The organism is Aliisedimentitalea sp. MJ-SS2, assembly GCF_032586155.1.
Taxonomy (GTDB): domain Bacteria; phylum Pseudomonadota; class Alphaproteobacteria; order Rhodobacterales; family Rhodobacteraceae; genus JAWHTC01.
Window position 1 is genome coordinate 316,669 of record NZ_JAWHTC010000001.1, and the last position, 18,639, is coordinate 335,307.

An 18,639-nucleotide genomic window follows, 5' to 3' on the forward strand; every position below is an offset into this window, starting at 1 on the left:
CACGGACCCGCCAACGCTTCGGCCCATGATTGACCTACGACCCGTCGGATATGTGATCGGCCTGATGGTGGCCGCGCTTGGCCTTGCCATGCTGTTGCCGCTGATCGTCGATCTGGCTGAGGGCCGGGGCCATTGGCCGGTCTTTGCCGAATCCTCGGTCCTGACCCTGTTGGTCGGTGGTCTGATCGCTTTGTCCTGCCAAAACGGCGTTGGCAAGGGCCTGACCCTGCAACAGACCTTCCTTCTGACCACCGGTGTCTGGCTGGCGCTGCCGATTTTTGCCGCGCTGCCCTTCATGATGGGCGAGACGCAGTCCAGCTTCACGGATGCGTTTTTCGAGGCGATGTCGGGTCTGACCACTACCGGTTCCACCGTGCTGTCAGGCCTGGATGACATGCCTAAGGGGCTTTTGCTGTGGCGCGGTATCCTGCAATGGCTGGGCGGGATCGGGATCATCGTTGTCGCCATGGTTTTCCTGCCTGAACTGCGTGTCGGTGGGATGCAGATCTTCCGATCCGAAGGGTTTGATACTTTTGGCAAGATCCTGCCCCGTGCGACCCAAATCTCGGGCCAGATCTCGGTGATCTACGTCGGACTGACCCTTGCATGCACATTCACCTACCTGATGCTGGGCATGAACGCGTTCGATGCCACCGTTCACGCGCTCACCACCATCGCCACCGGCGGGTTTGCCAATTACGACGCCTCCTTCGGCGCCTTCGAGGGGCCGATCGAATATGCGGCTTCGCTCTTCATGGTGCTCGCCGCGCTGCCTTTCGTGCGCTACGTTCAGATGCTCAATGGTCACGCCACCCCGCTGTTGCACGACTCGCAAGTGCGCGGCTTCGTCAAAACCGTGCTGGTGATCGTCGCCGTGGTCTGGGCGGTCCTGGCGCTCCAGGCGGGCTCCGAGTGGGAGCTCGCCCTGCGCAAATCGCTGTTCAATTCAATTTCGATCATCTCGGGCACCGGCTATGCCTCGACCGACTACATGCAATGGGGCGCGTTCCTGATCACCATGTTCTTCTTCATGGGGCTGATCGGCGGCGCTGCTGGCTCGACCGCCTGTTCGGTCAAGATCTTCCGCTATCAGATCCTGTTCTCTTCTATCCGTACCCAGCTCAGACGTACGGCTTATCCCAGCGGTGTGTTTCAACCGAAATACGATGGCCGGCCGATTTCCGAAGACGTGATGAATTCGGTCATGGCGTTCTTCGTCTTCTTCACCGTCACTATGGGCTTGATCGCCGTAGCTCTGTCGATGACAGGGCTCGATTTCGTAACCTCTCTGTCCGGCTCGGCCGCAGCACTTGCCAATATCGGGCCGGGACTCGGTGAGATCATCGGGCCATCCGGCAATTTCGCCTCGCTCAACGACACCGCCAAATGGATCCTCGCCATTGCCATGTGGCTTGGGCGGCTGGAACTGATGGCGGTCTATGCCCTCTTCACCCTGCAATTTTGGAGAGCCTGATGAAACGGCCCCTGGGTGCCCAAATCTCCCACATGCTGAAGGATCGTGGCGTCGACACGATCTTCGGCATCCCCGGCGTACATAATATCGAGATGTATCGCGGCATCGAGGAAGCGGGCATCACCCATATCCTTGCCCGCCATGAACAGGGCGCCGGTTTCATGGCCGACGGCTATGCCCGTGCCACAGGCAAACCCGGCGTCGCCTATGTCATCACCGGTCCGGGGCTGACCAACATCATGACCGCCATGGGCCAGGCCTATTCGGATTCGGTGCCCATGCTGGTGATCTCGTCTTGCCTGGACGAGACCGCCGCCACCCGGGGTCAGCTTCACCAGATGAAGGATCAACGGGGTGCTGCTGCCACCGTCTGCGATTGGTCGGAAGAGGCAAGAACTGCCGAGGCGGCGTATCAATTGATTGATCGGGCGTTTTTGGAGTTCCAAACGCGGCGGAAGCGTCCTAAGCACGTTCAAGTGCCAATTTCGTTGCTTTCGGAAACTGCCGCTCCTCCGGAAAAGCCGAGAGATTCTTGGCCGAACTTGGGGAATCATCCGCATCGCGAAGCGGAGGTCCGGGAACTGATCAAAGCGTCCCGTCGCCCATTGGTGATCTTGGGTGGAGGTGCGGTAGAAACCGATGTGTTCGAAGAAGCTCTTGATCTGATTTATCCTATTCAGGCCGCGGTATTCGAAACCTATGCCGGGCGCGGGATTGTTCCGACCGACTATCCCTTCAATTTCGGCGCGACACTTGGACGTCCGATGTCAAAGGAGATTGTCGCGTCAGCCGATCTTGTGATTGCTATTGGAACCTCGTTGGATGAGGGGGATTTGTGGCGATCACACCTTGGTCATAAATCGACACTGGTTCGCATTGATATTGAACCGGCCGTGTTAGCCGATCGGCACAGGGCAGATGTTCAAGTCTTGGGCGATTGCAGGTGGTTCTTGAGCGCCCTGACCAAGTCATTTGCCGATAAAGAGCAGTCGTCGGATTGGTCCGCGGATGAAGTGGCGCAATTTCGCTCCAAAGCCCGCTCTGAAACCGACGCCGAACGTCCCGGCATCGTGCCGATTTGCGATGCTCTGCGCGAATGTCTTCCAGAAGATACCTTGATGTACTCGGACATGACCCAATTTGCCTATGTCGCCAAGGAGGTCTGGGACATGGCTAAACCCGGCCTCTGGCACCATCCGACTGGGTTCGGTACCTTGGGCTATGCGTTACCTGCTGCAATTGGCGGTGCAGTTGCACTTAGGAAACTCGGAGCCCTTGAACCGAGAACCATCGCCATCGCCGGTGATTACGGCTTCCAATACACGCTTCAGGAACTTGGCACCGCCGTCGAACTGGGCCTGCCTCTGCCGATCCTGATCTGGGACAACGCCAAGCTCAAGGAGATCGAGGACAGCATGGTCGCCTCGCAGATTGCCCCCAACGCGGTCGTGGCGCGTAATCCCGACTTCCTCGCGCTGGCACGGGCCTATGGGGCCCATGCTGTCCAGCCCGGAACGCTGGCCGAATTGCAGAAGGCGACGCTCGCCGCGCTGCGCGCCGACCGGCCCACGCTCATTCGCATGACGCCGGACTTGACCGCGTAGGGTGGGTTTTCAACCCACCGCTTATCCGTTGACCATGAACGGCGCGCGCCTGTAGCCACCGTCGATTTTCTTCTGATGAAAGAACTCGAGGCAGGACGCCCCGCGTGGTGGCTTACCGGACAGGAACCAGACAATTTCGCCCGGGCGACCAGCACGCGAATAGCTGCAGCCGACCGGGTTGGTCCACCATTGGCCCTGGAAGTTTGCCGGCGGCATCACGGTCGGGGATTTCAACCCCGCCGTGGAACCTTGTGTCGGCAGGATGGTCGCGGCAACAAGCGCCAGCACAGTTGGGGATTTCAGCATGTCTCTCACTCCACACCAGTCCGGCCCTGCGGTGGTCTAAAGCCGGACTGCGCCCCCACGCCGGGTAAGTGTGGTGTCACCGAAATTGCCAAACGGTCAAAAACGGCCTTTCCGCAATGGAAAAACGGGGAGGATTTTAACGAATTTGCAAGGGTTCCCGTTGGCCGTGCGCCGGGTTAACTGTTTTGCGCAACGAGTCCGCCAGACAAATCTGCCCGACAGATGCCCGACAGGTAGCAGACGGATACCAGCCCCGCAGATTTTTCGCGAAAAATCCTGTTAACCCGCTGGCACGGTGGCACAGGGTTTCGTTTACCAGCAGCTCACCAGCACGGTCATGTCGCGGGCTTCACGGGTGAGGTCCTCGGGCGCAATCGGCCCTGTGGCCTCGGCCCCCTGTGCCGTTATCCCGGCGGCATCCAGAACGGCGCGCAAGGTCTCTGAATTCATCGCAAAGCTGACATCTTCGGGCAGTTTCCGGCCGCCATCCGCGGCAGGTAGCAACATGCCCATCACCGCGCCGCCATCGTCGAACACCGGTCCGCCGGCGTCACCGGGCAGGGCATTTAGTGCCAGCCGCTTCAACTCGGTCTCGCCAGACAAACCTTTGATATCGCTCAATCTTCCAAAGGTCAGCGTCGGTGACCCCAGAACGCCCTCGTAGGAGAAGCCCGACACCGCCACCTCGGATTGCAGACGCGGATCACCCTGGCGCAGGCTGGCAATCGCCGCCGGGGCCAGGGTATCGGTCGCACGCAGGACGGCGATGCCATGGGCGCTGTCGGCGTGGATGACCTGCGCTTCGTGGTCGCCGTCGATGGTGATCTTTTCACAGGCCTCGACCGCCTGTGCCGTGGTCACAACCGTACCCTGGTTGTCGACATAGAAACCCGAGCGCGACAGTTTCGGACGGCGGATTTCCAGCCCTGAAACCAGGTCGATGCTCTGCTCGTCGCCATCTCCGGTTGCCGGGTCCATTGCTCCATCCAACCGTTTGAAACTCTTGCGCATTTCCCCCAGAAGACGGGTCCGGCGTTCCTCGTCGCCCGCCGGCCAGACCAAGGTGAACCCCTTGACCTGGCCGTCTTGAAGACTGGCCTCGGTATGCGAGATGATGCGACCATCTTCGCCGGTCAGGGTGAAGCTGTTTTTGTTGCGCTCGCGCGGGCCGCTTTCCGGCACGATTTCAAGCGTCTGCATGATGTCATAGAGGCCATAAAGCGTGTTCTGATCGCCGTGCTGGCTGATCAGAAGAACCCGCGCCGGCACGTTGCCGGTGGCGTCAAATTGGGCAAAAGGCGGGCTGTATTTGGAGAACGCAACCACACCCAGCGGAATTTGGATCTCGATGCCGCTGGTAGTGTCGGTCATGGTCTTCAGGTCCAGCCCGTTGAGTACCGCATTGTATTGATTGCGCAATTCGGCGCGCTGCTTGGTGGTCAGAACGCCGGTGGGCTCATAGTTGCTGGCCTCCTGCCAGCGCGACATCGACCCGCGGGTGCCGCGGCCGTAGGCGCCGTCGATTGCGCCTTGGTAGTGCCCTGCCCATTGCAGCATTACCTGCAACTCTTTCTTCTCGTCCCGCGACAGCTTGGCCTCGCTCTGCCGCGCCTCGCGCGGGGTTTCGTCCGCTGGTTCCGGGTCCGGCTGGGCCACGGCGGTCTCAGGTGTTGCAGTATCGCCCGTGATTTCGTCCGGAAGCGGATCAGGCAGGCTGAGCAGGTTCGCACCTACCGGCCAGAATTGCTGTTGAAACGAGCTGGAATAGGCGATGAACGCGTCATTGGGAATTTCGCGCTCGGCCCGATATACCTGCAGTACGCGCTGTGCATCCTCTGGCGTATAGGGCCCCAACACCACGCTGTACCAGCCTCCGCCCAGGGAAAACCCGTTCACATCGGCCAGCCGTCCAGCATAAGCCCGCACCCGGTCCTGAGCCGTGGTCAGGCTGGGAAGGGCCTCGACCTGAACCCAGACAACGTCCTGCTGTGCGAATACCGTTTTAACGTTGAAAAGAACTGCCAGAATTGCCGCTAGAATGTATTTTGTCATGTTCCCCGTTGGGCCATTTTTGGCCTGCGCGTTATGTTTGAGTCTGATCGGTCTTTTACCAAATCCGCTGCGTCGTGCATCCAAATAAAGCATTTTGCGATCAAATTGGCGTCAAGAACCACAGAATTGCGCACTCTGGGGCGATTTCAAGTGCAGAAATCCCGCCCTGGTTGGGGCATTTCACTGGTGCCGAGGCGTTATTGCGCGCAGCTGCAATTGACCCTGCCGCGCCCCCCCAGTAAGCAGGGCGCGACTTTGGGCTGGGATCGCTTCCAGCAAGGGAAAAGGGCTTGTTTCATGGGTAATGACAGCGCAACCGGGCTGGCCAAACCACGCAGTTTCCAGGAGATCATCCTGCGGCTTCAGAATTACTGGGCTGAGAAAGGGTGCGCCGTGATGCAACCTTACGACATGGAAGTGGGTGCGGGCACTTTTCACCCGGCCACCACGCTACGCTCTCTGGGCAATCGTTCTTGGGCAGCCGCCTATGTGCAACCCTCGCGCCGCCCCACCGATGGGCGCTACGGCGAAAACCCCAATCGGTTGCAGCATTATTACCAGTATCAGGTGCTAATCAAACCCAGCCCGCCGGACCTGCAGGCGCTCTATCTAGGTAGCCTTGCAGCCATCGGCATCGACATGGAGCTGCACGACATCCGCTTTGTCGAGGATGACTGGGAATCACCCACCCTTGGCGCCTGGGGGCTGGGCTGGGAAGTGTGGTGTGATGGCATGGAGGTCTCTCAGTTTACCTATTTTCAACAGGTCGGCGGGCATGATTGCCATCCGGTCTCGGGTGAATTGACTTACGGGCTTGAACGTCTGGCAATGTATGTGCTGGGCATCGACCACGTGATGGACATGCCGTTCAACGATCCTGATGCCGCGATCCCGTTGAAATACGGGGATGTCTTCCGTCAGACCGAGCAGGAATACTCGCGCTGGAATTTCGACGTCGCCAACACCGATGTGCTGTTCAAGCAGTTTGAAGAGGCCGAAGCCGAATGCCAGGCGATACTTGAGCAGGACCATGTCGACCCAAAAACCGGCAATCGTATCGTCATGGCGCATCCGGCTTACGACCAATGTATCAAGGCGTCACACATTTTTAACCTATTGGATGCCCGCGGCGTGATCTCGGTCACTGAGCGCCAAGCCTATATCGGCCGGGTCCGTACGCTGGCAAAGCAATGTGCCGATGCCTTCGTGCAGACCGAAGCCGGAGGTTATGACGCGGCATGAGCGGCAAGCTGGTCGGGAGTTTCGTTGTGGCAGTAGCACTGATCTTTGGCGCGGTGGTCTACTACTATCAGGTCTATGGGTTTTATGATGAAGTCGCGGCGCATGGTAGCGAAGACGTTGCACTGACCTCCTATGCCAGTGGCATGCCTGAGCCAATCCTCTATAAGGATTTCAAAGCCATTGACGCCACTTCGTCGCCGATCCGCTACCGTGCCTGTTTCATCATCGAAAACTCGATCCCGATGTTGACAGAAACGTATCAACCCTATGAAGGCGCCGAACCCCTGGTCGCGCCAGGCTGGTTTGACTGTTTCGACGCGCGTGAGATCGGAGCTGCGCTGGAACGCGGCGACGCGCTGGCCTTTCTTGGCACCTCCAATATCGAGTATGGGATCGACCGGGTCGTGGCTGTAATGCCCGATGGCCGCGGTTTTGCCTGGCACCAGATCAACCATTGTGGCGAAGTCGTGTTCGATGGCGAACCCGTGCCCGAAGACTGCCCGCCCCGACCTGACCTCACTTTGTCCGAAAACCCCGGACCGGAAAGCGACTGATATGCCCGATTTGCTGATCGAACTCTTCTCCGAGGAAATCCCCGCCCGCATGCAGGTGCGTGCGGCCGAGGACCTGAAAAAGCGCATGACCGACGGCATGGTCGAGGCCGGCCTGACCTATGGCGGGGCGCAGGCGTTCTCGACGCCGCGCCGTTTGGTTCTGGCGGTTGAGGGGCTTTTGGCGGCCAGCCCTATGGTGCGCGAAGAACGGAAAGGGCCCAAAGTAGGGGCACCGGAAAAGGCGATCGAAGGCTTCCTCCGCGGTGCCGGTGTCGCGCGGGAAGACCTGGAGGAGCGCGATACTCCCAAGGGCAAGGTCTTCTTTGCCACGATCGAAAAACCGGGCCGCCCAGCGGCCGACATTGTAGCGGAGGTGCTGGATCATACCATCCGCAACTTCCCGTGGCCGAAATCCATGCGTTGGGGGGCAGGTAGCTTGCGTTGGGTACGCCCGCTGCATTCAGTTCTGTGTGTTCTCACCAGCGAAGAGGGCACCGAGACTGTGCCGCTGGACATTGACGGAGTTACCACTAGCAACACCACCCAGGGCCACCGCTTCATGGGCGGCGCATCCTTTGCCGTGGCTGGATTTGACGACTACGAGGCCAAGCTAAAGCGCGACAAGGTGATTCTGGATGCAGCCGAACGGGCCGATCACATCTGGCAGGACGCCACCAATATGGCCTTTGCGGCCGGGCTCGAAGTAGTCGAGGACAAAGGCCTTCTGGCCGAGGTCTCCGGTCTGGTGGAATGGCCCGTGGTGCTGATGGGCGAGATTGGCGAGGAGTTCCTTGGCCTGCCGCCCGAAGTGCTGCAAACCTCGATGAAGGAGCACCAGAAATTCTTTTCCGTGAAAAATCCCAATACGGGGCGGATCGAGCGATTCATCACGGTTTCCAATATTGAGACTGCCGACAATGGTGCGACCATCCTGGCGGGCAACCGGAAGGTTCTGTCGGCACGTCTGGCGGATGCCAAGTTCTTCTGGGAAAACGACCTGCGTGTTGCCAAAGCAGGCATGGGTGAATGGTTGGAAAAACTCGACAACGTCACCTTCGAGAGGCAGCTGGGAACCCAGGCAGCCCGCATTGAACGTATCGCCCGGTTGGCGCGTTCATTGGCGCCAATCACCGGCGCCGACCCGGAGATGGCTGAACAGGCAGCCCGCGTCGCCAAGGCCGATCTCAGTTCGGAAATGGTCTATGAGTTCCCTGAACTGCAAGGTCTCATGGGCCGTTACTATGCTGAAGAGGCTGGGCTTCCAACAGCGGTCGCTAAAGCCTGCGAAGAGCACTACTCTCCGCTGGGCCCGTCGGATGATGTGCCCGAAGGGGCCGTCAGCCGCGCCGTGGCGCTGGCGGACAAGCTGGACCTGCTGACCGGCTTCTGGGCCATCGACGAAAAACCCACCGGTTCGAAAGATCCGTTTGCCCTGCGCCGTGCCGCCTTGGGCGTAATCCGCATCATCCTGACCGGTGATCTGCGCCTGAAACTCGACAGTTTCATCGACGCGCATCTGGTCCTGCACAAGATCGGCCTCAACCAGGTCAAGGCCACCACGGGCGAGATCGACACGCTTGAAGAAGTGATCGAGGAAATCTCGGATCATGGTGTGTTCGGCGCGGCCTTCCAGGCAGTGCTGGAGCGGCTGACCAGCGATGCACCCGACACCAGTGATGGCTCACTTCTGGGGGCGGTCGGCAGCGCCGTGCCAGACATTTCCGCCGACCTTTTGGGTTTCTTCCATGACCGCCTCAAGGTGCATCTGCGCGACCAGGGTCTGCGCCACGACGTGATCGACGCCTGCCTCGAACTGGATGGCGGGGATGATCTTAACATGCTGGTCAAAAGGGCCGAGGCGCTTGGCGCCTTCCTCAAGACCGAGGATGGTGACAACCTGCTTCAGGGCTACAAGCGCGCTGCCAACATCCTGGCCCAAGCCGAGGAAAAGGACGGAGTCGAGTATTCCTTTGGCGCTGATGTGAAATTTGCCGAAACCGACGAGGAAAAAGCGCTGTTTTCCGCGCTGGATACTGGCGATACGGAAATCGAGGCCGCCATGCAGGCCGAGAACTATGCCGCCGCGATGGGAGGAATGGCTCGGTTGCGCGCCCCGATTGATGCGTTTTTTGAGGCTGTGCAGGTCAACGCCGAGAACGAGGTGCTACGTCGCAACCGTCTGAACCTGCTGTCGCGCATTCGTAGGATTTGCCTTCGGGTGGCGGACCTCAGCAAACTGGAAGGGTAAGTGGGCCGCGCGACCGCGTACAACACGGGCGCGCACCCGCGTTCACCGACTATTAGGCTTCAGTCAGGATGTGGATCTTTCGATCGGCCATCATATCGGCTGTCGCTTTGCCATAAGCTTTCATGTGGGGCGCAGCGGCATGGGCGGCCAGTGCCTCCATGCTCTCCCATTTCTCGATTACAACAAAACTGTCGGACCCCATCGGTGTTTGCATCGGCCCGGCCCCATCCAAATCGACCACTGCCTGGTATTCGATACAGCCATCTTCAACTAACACGTTGGGCACATTGGCCTGAAACGCCTCGAGCGCCCGCTCCCGCATCCCTGGTTTCGTGGTTAGAACGGCCAGAACGTGAACGATGCCCATGTGATTTCCCCTTTGTTTCAAAACCTGTGTAGCGTCGCCGCAGTTGCCCCGTTAGGGCAAGCTTTTTCTTGCCCCTGTGAAACGGGGGCGTATGCTGCGCGCTAACGAAAGGTGCCGCAGTGCAGCAAGAAGACCCAAATATCACCTTGATCACGCCAACCGCCCCGGTAGAAACCGCCCGCCATGGAGGCCGGGCCAAGTGTCTGCAGCGGCTGGTGCGGCTTGATTTGCCAGTGCCAGAGACCGTCGCTCTAAGTTTCGATGCAGTTCATCGCATCGCAGCGGGTAACATGCCCGATATGGAGAAACTGCTGGTGCCTTTCGGAGAAACGCCACTTTTGTGTGTGCGCCCCTCGTCCGAGGATCCCGATTGGGGTGGTCCGGGTGCCGTGCTTAATATCGGGATGAACGATGCATCCTACGTCGACCTCGCCGATCGGCTGGGGCAGGAAGCCGCAGCAACGCTTTATCTGCGCTTTGTGCAATCGTATGCTGTGCACGTTGCACGGCTTGATCCGGATGCGTTCGACGAAATAACCTTGACTGGGCAGGAGGGCCTCTCGGAGGCGCTGCGTCTTTACGAGGAAGAGGCCGAAGAGGCCTTCCCTCAGGAACCCGCAGTGCAATTGACTGCCGTGCTGCGATCTATGGCGCGGGCTTGGGAGGGGACAACGGCGCGCTTGTTGCGCCAGGCCAAAGGGGCGCCCGCCGATGCAGGGCTTGGCCTTGTGGTGCAGAGAATGGCGCTGGGTCTGGGGCAGGGGGAATGCGGCTCGGGCGTGATCCAACTTGTCGATGTGCATACCGGGCTTGAACAGATCACCGGGCGTTACTTGAGCCAGAGCCAGGGGCGTGACGCGCTGGAGGGCGAGGCCTCGCTTTACCTTGAAAGTGACCCGCGGGGGCCATCGTTGGAAAATACTGTGCCGCAGGCCTTTGCCGACCTGATCGCACATACACGGCTGATGCGTGAGAAGCTGCGTGAGGAAATGCAGGCCGAGTTCACCCTGGAAAACGGCAAGATTTGGCTTTTGGACGGGGTGCGGGTGCCGCGGACTGCTAGAGCCGCTGTGCGGATTGCCGTGAGACTGGCCGAGGATGGCATCATCCCGCGTGAAGAGGCTCTGATGCGGGTTGAGCCGCGTGCTTTGAACGAACTGTTGCACCGGCAGGTTGATCCCGAAGCCGAGCGTGAAGTGCTGGCAAGGGGGATCGCAGCCAGCCCCGGCGCGGCTTTTGGCGCCATCGTCTTTTCTGCCGCCGAGGCGCAAGCCAGCGCTGCCCGGGGTGAGCCTTGCGTGCTGGTCCGCCGGGAAACCAGCCCCGAGGATATTCGCGGCATGCATGCGGCTGCTGCCGTGCTGACTGAACGTGGCGGAATGACCAGCCACGCGGCGGTGATCGGGCGCGGACTTGGCTTGCCATGTGTGGTCGGGGCCTCTGACATGCGGTTCCAAATTCACAAGAAGGTACTGAGCGCGCCGGACGGCCGGGTGTTTCACAAGGGAGACATGATCACTATCGACGGCACCGACGGAGAGGTCCTGGCGGGAACGCCGGCGATGCTCGAAGCGGCGACGGATGATGCGTTCCAGACCTTGATGGGCTGGGCCGACGATGTGCGCGATATCAAGGTGCGTGCCAATGCTGACACGCCGGATGACGCCAAGACTGCGCGAAATTTCAACGTTGATGGGATCGGGCTGTGCCGGACGGAGCATATGTTCTTTGAAGCCGACCGCCTGGTGGTGATGCGCGAGATGATCTTTGCCGATGCGTCGGAAGATCGCCGCGCGGCCCTGGAGCGGCTGCTGCCGATGCAGCGGACCGACTTTACCCGGCTGTTTAGAATCATGCAGGGCAAACCGGTCTGTATCCGCCTGCTTGACCCACCCTTGCACGAATTCCTGCCGCACGACCGGGCCGGACACCGCGAACTGGCCGAAGCGCTGGACCTGCCGCTCAGCGACGTGACCCGCCGGGTCGAGGCCTTGGGCGAATACAACCCGATGCTGGGTATGCGCGGAGTGCGTCTTGGCGTGACTGTGCCCGAGATTTACGATATGCAGGCGCGCGCGATTTTCGAGGCCACGATTGAGGCCAGCAAAGACGGTGCGCCGGTGGTGCCCGAGATCATGATCCCGCTGGTCAGTGCCAAACGTGAGGTCGAGATCGTCAAGACCCGCATCGACGCGGTGGCCGCAGCTGTGCACACCGAGACCGGGCAGGAGATTGACTACCGCCTGGGCGTGATGGTTGAAACTCCGCGCGCGGCGCTGCGGGCGGGCGAGATCGCGCCGCATTGCTCTTTCCTCAGTTTCGGCACCAACGACCTGACCCAAATGACCTATGGGCTATCACGCGATGACGCGGGCCGTTTCATGTCGGACTACGTGCAGCAGGGCGTCTACGCTGAGGACCCTTTCCATACACTGGACAGTGACGGGGTCGGTGAACTTTTGGAAATCGGGGCACAACGGGGGCGCGACGCGCAACCCGACCTGGTTTTGTCAATCTGTGGCGAACATGGCGGCAGCCCCGAATCAATAGATTTCTGTCGAAACGCCGGATTCGACTATGTTTCTTGCTCGCCCTTCCGGGTTCCAGTGGCGCGTTTGGCCGCAGCGCAGCTCGCCGTAAGTGACAAGATCGGGTAGGTCCGTGCTGTAGCTGCGCCTAAATCCTGTGGTTTCCCATGGATTCGAATCCGCTCTGCCGCTAGCTTCGATTTATCCTGACTAGACGGACTCGAAAAAATTGAATAAAAACCGGCGGGTTAACCGGTATCGTTCATTTTTTGCGTGAAGTTTTGGGGGGCGTGACATGCGACGTTTCATTGCGATTTTTCTGACTCTGGGCCTTGGTTTGCCTGCATTGGCCGACACAACGGTGAAGCAGCTAGTCTCCAAGGAGAAGCGAGCGCTGAGTGGCATCTCGGCGGTTCGGCTGGACAATCTGCTACAGCATCCGGAGCCGCATATGGCGTCGGGTGGCAAACCTGTGAACTATACGAAAAGCTGGCTGGCCTCGCAGCCAAAGGCAAGCGGTGGCGCACAATGGGCTTGTCTGGCCGAGGCGTTGTATTTCGAGGCGCGCGGTGAGAGCATCAAAGGGCAGTTCGCCGTGGCTGAGGTGATCCTTAACCGAGTGGACAGCCGCCATTTTCCCAATTCCGTTTGTGGAGTGATCAAACAGGGCACGGGTAAGAAGTACGCCTGCCAATTCACCTACACCTGTGATGGCCACAAGGAAGTGATCCATGAGCCCGCGGCCTATACCCGTGTGGGCAAGGTGGCCAAGGTGATGCTGGATGGCGGCGCACGGGCGCTGACCAGGGGCGCGACATACTATCATACTAAGGCGGTACGTCCCAGCTGGTCGCGCAAATTCCATCGTACAGCAACTATCGGCGTACACCACTTCTACCGCCGCAACGTGCGCCTGTCGAAGAACTGACGCGGGTGGTGGGTCGAACCCCACCTGACTTTTACCGTAGCTTGATGATAGGTGCCGATCCAAGAGGGATCGGGCCGAGCGACATCTGTCCGTCCCTGAAATCAAGAGGCAGGTCGAGCGTCTGGCTGTTGCCCGAAAGTTGGGCGGCAATGCCGAGTCCACTTTCCAGCGTGCCGATCCAATTCTCCGGCAGCCACCCGAGCTGTCGTAGAATTTCCAGGATGTCGCGCCAGTTGCGCGCCTTGAGGGTCAGGTTCCCTGTGGGGCGACCGCGTTCATCAACGCTCAGCTTGCCAGCCAGCGCCAGTTCCAGCTCGCCCCATTTCGCTTCGGCCAGTTTCAGCCGGATCTCGCGTGGTTGCGGGCGGCTGTTTTCCAGAGCACTCAGGTCCCAGGGCCGGTCGAACTTGACGCGGACATCGGCGCGCAGAGCGTCAAGGTGGCGGGGCAACTGCCCACCGGTGCGCAAAACCACGCCACCAGGCAAGGGTGGGGTCAAACCATCAGCATTGATCGCGATCCGATAGTCTTGCAACGCACCTTCAAGGCGGTGGGCGCCCAACTGCACCGCTTGAAGCGTGGTGGTGCCCAGCGGGCCCTCGACGGCCATGGCGCTGGCCACGAGATTGCTGCGTTCCAACGGATGTTTTTTGCCTGTACCCATGACAATGCTGGCCTGCATCTCGGCGCTGTCCACCTGATAGCTGGTGCCGGGGATCGTGATTTTCTGCGTTTCCGGCCAAATCGTAATGATGTGATTGGGCCTGTAGCTCAGTGCCAAGATCTGAAACCAAGGCGCTTCCCAGGCCCAACCGGTGCCAGGGTCTGCCAGAACAGGCTTATCAAAAGTTGTGTCAACGCGGTTGGGAAACCCATTGACCGTCAGTGCCGCGTATTCTGCTTGCCAGCCCTCGGCGCGTCGCGCTGTAAACCAGCTTTCGTAATCGGATTGTGCGCCGGTCTTTGCCATAAACCAATAGCCCGACCACCCGGCCGCAAGCACCAAGATTACCACTAGCAGTCGTTTCAAGATTTCTTCCCCTTCCCTCGATGCGCGGCTTGGTGTTTACAGGCCGAAGCAAGGAAGGGCCAGCGTTATGACAATGTGGGTTTTCGGTTACGGTTCTCTGATATGGAACCCCGGTTTCGAGGTAGCCGAGAAGATGCTCGCGCGGCTGCCTGGCTATGTTCGCTCGTTCTGTATGCGCTCGATCCATCATCGCGGCACCGAAGAGCATCCCGGTCTTGTTTTGGCGTTGGACAAGATGGCCGATCACGTCTGTCATGGGGTCGGTTTCCGCGTGCAGGAAGGGCAGGAAGAAAAGGTGTTGGCTTACCTGCGGGAACGCGAGCTAGTGTCCTCGGCCTATCTCGAGGAAACTCATGTGATCATGCTCAAGGACGGTCGGCTGGTAGATGCGGTAACATACGTGGTCGACACCGATCATGTGCAGTATTGCGGCGGGCTAGATTTGGAAGAACAAGCGCGGATCATTGCCGGGGCAAAGGGTGGCATGGGGCCAAACCACGAATACCTGTTCAATACCGCCAGCCATTTGGCGGAACTAGGCATTCGTGACCCCGAATTGAGTTGGCTGTCAACGCGCGTGCGGATACTTTGCAGCTGAGGCGGAAAACGATCCGGAAGTGACGCACCTGGCTGCGGCGTTAATTCCTTGGCTTGGTTTTAACTTCGCCTTATCATCACGCGGAAAGAAACAACGTGTCAGGAGCTGTGCCAAGATGGACCAGCCGGACCGCGAGGCCGAGCCACATTTTTCCCATCCCATCCGGCAGATTGTGATGATGCTTGTCGTGATGGCGCTTTCAGCGGTCGGCATCTTCTTTGCCTTGCCGAGGGTGCTGCCGGTGTTTCTGGCCAACCCGTATCTCAACGGGTTCATCGGGTTTGTTTTTGTTATCGGCCTGATGGCCTGTTTCTATCAGGTTTATCAGATCATCCGCTCGGTCGGCTGGATCGCAGCTTTCGTCGGAGAAGGGGATCATGACGCCCGCGCGCCGCAAATCCTTGCGCCTTTGGCAACGCTGCTGGCGTCGCGCGGTAAGCGGATGCAGATTTCATCGGGGTCAGCACGGTCGATCCTCGATTCTGTGGCCACCCGCATCGACGAAGAGCGAGAGATCACGCGCTATATCGTCAATATGCTGATTTTCCTTGGGCTGCTGGGAACATTTTATGGTCTTGCGACCACCGTACCGGCCGTGGTCGACACTATTCGCAGTCTTGCCCCGCAAGAGGGTGAAGGTGGCGTTGAGGTGTTCAATCGGTTGATGACCGGGCTTGAGGCGCAGTTGGGCGGTATGGGCGTGGCTTTTGCCAGCTCGCTTCTGGGGCTTGCCGGGTCGCTGATTATCGGCTTGCTGGAACTCTTGGCAGGGCACGGCCAGAACCGATTCTACCGTGAGCTCGAGGAATGGCTAAGTTCGATCACCCGGCTGGGCTTTACCAGCGGCGAAGGTGAGGTCGGAACCGAACAAATGATGATTGCTGGCGTGGTCGACAGCATGGCTGAGCAGATGGAAGATCTGCATCAGCTCTTTACCCAATCCGACGTCAGCCGCGCAATGGTGGATGAAAAATTGGGCCATCTGACCGATGCGATTGAGCGCATGACCTATCGGATGAGTGATCAGAACCCGGTCAATACGGCGCTGATGCAGGTGGCCGAGGGGCAATCCGTGCTAATCGAGGAATTGCGACAGCGGGGGGCAAGCAACCCTGAGGGTGGTGGCATCGACGCGGAAAGCCGCATGCGGCTACGCTCGATCGATGTTCAGATGTTGCGTATCTTGGAAGAAATCAGTGCCGGTCGACAGGAAACCATGGCCGAACTGCGCACCGACATCAACGCGCTGGTCAAGGTTTTGAGCGATCAGGGCAAACCACGCACGTTGAAATTGCAGCCCAAGACCAAGCCCGTCGGCAAGGAGGGCTGATATATGGCCCTGTCACGGCGTACCGGTCAACGTTTCCAGGCCTCGATCTGGCCCGGGTTTGTAGATGCGATGACCGGGCTTCTTCTGGTTCTGATGTTCGTGCTGACCATTTTCATGGTGGTGCAATTCGTGCTGCGGGAAACCATTAGCGGTCAGGAAAGCGAACTTGACGCGTTGTCGGCAGAGGTGGCTGCACTGGCCCAGGCCTTGGGGTTGGAGCAACGCCGGTCGAGCGACCTGCAAACCCGTGTCGGCGAGTTGAACGCGACCATAGAAACCGCTCAGGACGAGGCCACACGCCAGGCGGCCTTGATTGCCTCACTGTCGGCCGAACGTTCGGCACAGGATGCTGCCCTGGCTCAGGCGCAAACCCGGATAGCCAGCTTCGAGGAAAAGGTGGCGGGGCTTTTGGCAGCGCAGCGGGCGGATCGCGGCACCATTGCCGATCTGGAAACCCGCCAATCCGAGCTTATGAGTGAGCAGGAGGCGCTGAATCTTGCCTTGGCTCAAGCCCGCGACGAAATCGATGCCGGGACCGAAGCCGCGCGATTGGCGGCCGCCAAGCGTGAGGCGCTCGAGGCGCTGGTGGCGGGGCTGGAGGCCGAGAAGACCGGTCTGGAGAGTCGGCTGAGTGACGAAGAAGCCGGGCGTCTGGCCGAAGCGGCAGCGGCGGAAGCTCTGCGCGAAAAGTTGAAGAATGCTGATGCTGAACTGACGGCAATGACCTTGGCGCTGGAACAGCAGCGGCGCGAGGCCGAGGAAACTCTGACCTTACTGGCCGCCGCTCAGGCAGCGGGAGAGGATCTGGAGTTGCGACTTGCGGCGGCGTTGTTGGCGGATCAGGAGACCCGAACGGCATTGGCGACAGCCAACACCGCCAGTCAGACGTTGGAGGCGCGGATTGCCACTCTGGAATCCGCGCTCGAGGACACCAAGGCGCAGGCGGCTGGGTTGGAAACTCAACTAGCGGCTCAGACCCGGTCGTGGGAGGAGCGACTTGCGGCGTCCGAGGCGGCGCTGGCCAAGGCCTTGGCGGATGCCGATGACAAATCGGGAGAGGTTGCGTCATTGAGCGCGCAGTTGGCGACGCTTGAAGCAGCATTGGCAGAAAACCGGTCCCATGCCGAAGGTTTGGCGGCGCAGCTGGAGGCGGAACGCGCAGGGCTGGAGGCGCGTTTGGCGGTCGCCGAGGCGGCGTTAAGCGCGGCGCATGATGAGGCCGCAAGCGAGCGCAAGTCGTTTGAGGAACGTTTGGCCGCGGCGCAGGCGGCGCTGGCGGCAGCAAAGGACGAGGGGCAGAACCTGGCCACTGTCAGGGATGACCTGAAAGACCGGCTGGCGGCTGCGGAAGCGGCGCTGGCTGAGATGCGGCGTCAGACGGAAAGCGCCACCAATGCGGCCGCCAGCGAGAAATCGGCGCTTGAAGCGCGACTGGCGCAGGCGCTGGCGGATGCGGAGGCCGGGAAGACAGCGGGTATCGACCGTGACGCGCTGCGCGAGCAATTACGCGCGGCACTGGCGGCAAAACTGGCGGCAGAGCAACAAGCCGAGACGGCCATGACCGAGGCGCAGGCACGTGAGGCGTTGTTGTCGACCGCGCGCGACGAACTGGCCAAAGAGGCCGAGATTTCGACTGAAGCACAGCGACAGCAGGAATTGCTGAACCAGCAGGTTGCGGCGTTGCGCTCGCAGCTTGGATCGCTACAGGCACTTCTGGACGACTACAAGGATCGTGATGCGGCGGCGCAGGTGCAGCTGCAGTCACTGGGCTCGGACCTGAACACCGCGCTTGCGCGTGCGGCAGCGGAAGAACGAAAGCGGCGTCTGCTGGAAGAGGCCGAGGCGGTCCGGCTAGCCGAGGAAAAGGCGCGGCTTGAGGCGGAGAAACAGGATCTGGAGAAATACAAGTCCGAGTTCTTTGGCCGGTTGCGTGATGTGCTGGGTAACCGCGAGGGGGTGCGGGTTGTGGGCGACCGGTTCGTGTTCTCGTCCGAGGTGCTGTTCCCGCCGGGCGGCGCGGAGATGTCGGCAGAAGGTGCAGCGCAGATTGCCCGGGTGGCAGCGCTGCTTACGGACGTGGCGGCAGAGATCCCCGAGGAGATAGACTGGGTCATTCAGGTGGATGGGCATACAGACAATGTTCCCCTGTCAGGCTTTGGTGAGTTTGCAGACAATTGGGAGCTGAGCCAGGCCCGGGCTCTATCAGTGGTCCGCTACATGTCCGAGGAATTGGACATAGCGCCCGAAAGGTTGTCGGCCAACGGATTTGGCGAGTTTCAACCCGTTGCCCAAGGCAACAGCGAAGAGGCTCGGACGCAGAACCGGCGGATCGAGCTGAAGCTGACCGAGAGATAATTTCTAGTTGATTGGAGGGCGGG

The 18,639-nt window shown here is 60.0% G+C and carries 14 protein-coding genes; 10 read left to right on the forward strand and 4 right to left on the reverse strand.

Annotated features, from left to right (window positions below):
* The first annotated feature begins 25 nt into the window (after window positions 1–25).
* Both RXV86_RS01550 and RXV86_RS01555 read left to right on the forward strand, forming a co-directional pair.
* Entirely contained in the window at window positions 26–1,474 is a 1,449-nt protein-coding gene (locus RXV86_RS01550) for a TrkH family potassium uptake protein (RefSeq protein WP_316297038.1), read from the forward strand.
* Window positions 1,474–3,078: a 5-guanidino-2-oxopentanoate decarboxylase gene (locus tag RXV86_RS01555; protein WP_316297039.1), complete on the forward strand. Its 1,605-nt coding sequence runs from the start codon at window positions 1,474–1,476 to the stop codon at window positions 3,076–3,078. Before RXV86_RS01550 ends, RXV86_RS01555 begins: the two co-directional genes overlap by 1 nt.
* 21 nt (window positions 3,079–3,099) lie before the next feature.
* On the opposite strand, the gene RXV86_RS01560 is transcribed toward RXV86_RS01555, so the two are convergent.
* Both RXV86_RS01560 and RXV86_RS01565 read right to left on the reverse strand, forming a co-directional pair.
* Entirely contained in the window at window positions 3,100–3,384 is a 285-nt protein-coding gene (locus RXV86_RS01560) for a hypothetical protein (protein WP_316297040.1), read from the reverse strand.
* Between the two features lie 312 nt (window positions 3,385–3,696).
* Window positions 3,697–5,436 (reverse strand): trypsin-like peptidase domain-containing protein, encoded by a 1,740-nt coding sequence (locus RXV86_RS01565; RefSeq protein WP_316297041.1) that lies wholly within the window; start codon window positions 5,434–5,436, stop codon window positions 3,697–3,699.
* Window positions 5,437–5,733: 297 nt separating this feature from the next.
* On the opposite strand from RXV86_RS01565, the gene RXV86_RS01570 reads away from it, so the two are divergent.
* Genes RXV86_RS01570 through glyS form a run of 3 tightly spaced genes read left to right on the forward strand, consistent with a single transcriptional unit; the run spans window position 5,734 to window position 9,480 of the window.
* Window positions 5,734–6,678 (forward strand): glycine--tRNA ligase subunit alpha, encoded by a 945-nt coding sequence (locus tag RXV86_RS01570; RefSeq protein ID WP_316297042.1) that lies wholly within the window; start codon window positions 5,734–5,736, stop codon window positions 6,676–6,678.
* Window positions 6,675–7,232 (forward strand): DUF6446 family protein, encoded by a 558-nt coding sequence (locus RXV86_RS01575; RefSeq protein WP_316297043.1) that lies wholly within the window; start codon window positions 6,675–6,677, stop codon window positions 7,230–7,232. Before RXV86_RS01570 ends, RXV86_RS01575 begins: the two co-directional genes overlap by 4 nt.
* Window position 7,233: 1 nt before the next feature.
* Window positions 7,234–9,480, forward strand: coding sequence for a glycine--tRNA ligase subunit beta (glyS, locus tag RXV86_RS01580; protein ID WP_316297044.1), 2,247 nt, complete (start codon window positions 7,234–7,236; stop codon window positions 9,478–9,480).
* A 52-nt stretch (window positions 9,481–9,532) separates the two neighbouring features.
* Here glyS and RXV86_RS01585 read toward each other — a convergent pair whose 3' ends face one another.
* On the reverse strand, window positions 9,533–9,847 hold the full coding sequence (locus RXV86_RS01585) for a putative quinol monooxygenase (protein ID WP_316297045.1): 315 nt from the start codon (window positions 9,845–9,847) through the stop codon (window positions 9,533–9,535).
* A 119-nt stretch (window positions 9,848–9,966) separates the two neighbouring features.
* On the opposite strand from RXV86_RS01585, the gene ppdK reads away from it, so the two are divergent.
* Both ppdK and RXV86_RS01595 read left to right on the forward strand, forming a co-directional pair.
* Window positions 9,967–12,504, forward strand: coding sequence for a pyruvate, phosphate dikinase (gene ppdK, locus RXV86_RS01590; protein WP_316297046.1), 2,538 nt, complete (start codon window positions 9,967–9,969; stop codon window positions 12,502–12,504).
* A 166-nt stretch (window positions 12,505–12,670) separates the two neighbouring features.
* Complete coding sequence (locus RXV86_RS01595; RefSeq protein ID WP_316297047.1) at window positions 12,671–13,303, forward strand: cell wall hydrolase; 633 nt, start codon at window positions 12,671–12,673, stop codon at window positions 13,301–13,303.
* Window positions 13,304–13,334: 31 nt separating this feature from the next.
* On the opposite strand, the gene RXV86_RS01600 is transcribed toward RXV86_RS01595, so the two are convergent.
* Entirely contained in the window at window positions 13,335–14,333 is a 999-nt protein-coding gene (locus tag RXV86_RS01600) for a DUF2125 domain-containing protein (protein ID WP_316297048.1), read from the reverse strand.
* A gap of 67 nt (window positions 14,334–14,400) precedes the next feature.
* Between RXV86_RS01600 and RXV86_RS01605 the strand changes: the two genes are divergently transcribed.
* The 3 genes from RXV86_RS01605 to RXV86_RS01615 all read left to right on the forward strand — a co-directional run bounded on the left by RXV86_RS01605 (window position 14,401) and on the right by RXV86_RS01615 (window position 18,616).
* A complete protein-coding gene (locus RXV86_RS01605) occupies window positions 14,401–14,931 on the forward strand; it encodes a gamma-glutamylcyclotransferase (RefSeq protein ID WP_316297049.1) in 531 nt (176 codons plus the stop codon).
* A gap of 115 nt (window positions 14,932–15,046) precedes the next feature.
* The gene (locus tag RXV86_RS01610) at window positions 15,047–16,261 is read left to right on the forward strand and encodes a biopolymer transporter ExbB (protein WP_316297050.1); all 1,215 of its coding nucleotides are present in this window, start codon (window positions 15,047–15,049) and stop codon (window positions 16,259–16,261) included.
* Between the two features lie 3 nt (window positions 16,262–16,264).
* Window positions 16,265–18,616: a peptidoglycan -binding protein gene (locus RXV86_RS01615; RefSeq protein ID WP_316297051.1), complete on the forward strand. Its 2,352-nt coding sequence runs from the start codon at window positions 16,265–16,267 to the stop codon at window positions 18,614–18,616.
* Window positions 18,617–18,639: the final 23 nt, after the last annotated feature.